The sequence below is a fragment of the Micromonospora sonchi genome (assembly GCF_014646235.1).
Taxonomy (GTDB): Bacteria; Actinomycetota; Actinomycetes; order Mycobacteriales; family Micromonosporaceae; genus Micromonospora; species Micromonospora sonchi.
Map to the genome: position 1 here is coordinate 1 of NZ_BMNB01000080.1, position 1,504 is coordinate 1,504.

At 70.0% G+C, this 1,504-nt stretch carries 1 protein-coding gene; it reads left to right on the forward strand.

Annotated elements, in window-relative coordinates; translation table 11 throughout:
• The first annotated feature begins 71 nt into the window (after positions 1 to 71).
• Positions 72 to 1,496 carry an IS66 family transposase gene (gene tnpC, locus IEY61_RS30820; RefSeq protein WP_189050856.1) on the forward strand — a complete coding sequence of 475 codons (1,425 nt, stop codon included), beginning with the start codon at positions 72 to 74 and terminating at the stop codon, positions 1,494 to 1,496.
• Positions 1,497 to 1,504 lie beyond the last annotated feature (8 nt).

The window sequence follows — 1,504 nt, forward strand, 5'->3', positions numbered from 1 at the left end:
GTACGTATTCAGCTTGAGGTGAGTCGGCGGCCGGTGGTCCACTCTGGTTGATCGGCTGGCATGATCATGGTGTGTCGCCCGTCCCGCAGGTCCCGCCCTCGTACGAGGAGCTGTTGGCGATGCTGGTTGAGCTGCGGGAACGGGTGGATCGGCTGGAAGCCGAGAACGTGGAACTGCGGCGCCGGCTGGGGTTGAACTCGTCGAACTCGTCCAAACCGCCGTCGTCTGATGGGCTGGCGAGGCCGCGCGCGCAGCCGGGCGAGAGTAAGAGCAGTGGTAGGCGGCGGGGTAAGCAGCCGGGTGCGCCGGGATCGACGCTGGAGCTGGTGGCGGACCCGGATCAGGTGGTGGAGCATCGGCCGCAGCGGTGCGTCAACCCGGCCTGTGGGGCAGGGCTGGCCGATGGTCGCGAGTACGGGCGGCAGCGCCGGCAGGTGGTGGAGCTGCCCGAACGCCGGCCGCAGGTCACCGAACACCGGCTCGTTGCGGTGCAGTGTGCCGGGTGTGGGCAGGTCAGCGAGCCGGCGGTGCCGCACGGGGTGTCCGGCCGGGTGCAGTACGGCACAGGCGTCAAGGCTGCCGCCGTGTATGCCCGGGCGGCGCAGTTCCTGCCGTACGGGCGGGCCGCCGCGCTGATGGGCGATCTGCTCGGGGTGCGGGTGTCGGTCGGGTTCGTGCACCAGGTGGTGGCCGAGGCGGCGCGCCGGCTGGGCCCGTTCGTCTCGCACCTGGCCGTGCTGCTGCACACCGAGCAGGTGCTGCATGCCGACGAGACTCCGGCCCGGCTCGGCGGCGGGTTCAAGTACGTGCACGTGGCCTGCACGCCCGCGTTGACGTTGTTCCACGTCGGGGGCCGCGCCAAGGCCGACATCGACGCCGGTGGGGTGCTGCCCGGGTTCACCGGCACCCTGGTCCGCGACGGCTACGCCGCCTACCAGCACCTGACCGAGGCCGAGCACGCCTGGTGCGGGGCGCACCTGATCCGCGACCTGCGCGGCGTGCACGAGCAGGATCCAGCCGGCCAGGAATGGGCCGAGGTGATGGCCGGCACCCTGCTGATGGCCAAACAACTGACCGAGCAGGCCGTCGCCGCCGGCCGTACCGCGCTCACCGCGGATGAGGTCAGCCACATCCGGGCCTGCTACGCCGGGGCGGTCGCCTACGGCCGCGAGCAGAACCCGCCCGACCGGGAAGGCAAGCTGCCGCGGGCCGGCACGCTGGTCGAACGTTTCGCCACGCACCGCGACATGATCCTGCGGTTCACCGTCGATCTGACCGTGCCGTTCACGAACAACCAGGCAGAACGCGATCTACGCCCGGTCAAGCTCCAACAGAAGATCTCCGCGACCTGGCGCACCCTGCAAGGACTGACCGACTTCGCCACCCTGCGTTCTTACCTGTCCACTGCCGCCAAGCACGGCATGGACGCCCTCGACGTGCTCAAGCAACTATTCACCACCGGGCCGTGGTTGCCCCAAACGGCTACCCCAAGCTGAATACGTAC